Origin of the sequence: Pseudonocardia sp. EV170527-09 (assembly GCF_008369905.1) — a bacterium.
In the GTDB taxonomy this organism is placed as follows: Bacteria; Actinomycetota; Actinomycetes; order Mycobacteriales; family Pseudonocardiaceae; genus Pseudonocardia.
This window is the reverse complement of the sequence record NZ_VRMC01000590.1, coordinates 1-248: the sequence shown is the minus strand read 5'-3', so window position 1 is coordinate 248 and position 248 is coordinate 1. Positions and strand designations below refer to the sequence as shown.

General features: G+C 55.2%; 1 protein-coding gene. It reads right to left on the bottom strand.

What is annotated here, in order from left to right:
* Positions 1–248, bottom strand: a 248-nt coding sequence (locus tag FVA95_RS32460) for a hypothetical protein (RefSeq protein WP_205016099.1), incomplete at both ends; no start/stop codon positions are given.

The window sequence follows — 248 nt, the reverse complement described above, 5'->3', positions numbered from 1 at the left end:
GCGCTGCCATCATCAGTGGTGGCATCCTCGAGGGCACCATCAGTGGTGTCATCCCCGATGCCACTAGGGGTTGTGTAGTCGGGATCGGTGTCTTCCGCGGCGTCCTCATAGCGGTGAGGTTCTTCCTCCATCTCCTGGGACAGCTCCCAGAATGCCTTGCCCAAACCGCCGGCCTCATCGTTGTGGGCCATGTTTCGCTCTAAATAGGAGAAAAGTTTGGTCAAAAAGTTGGTTAATGTGAAGGAACA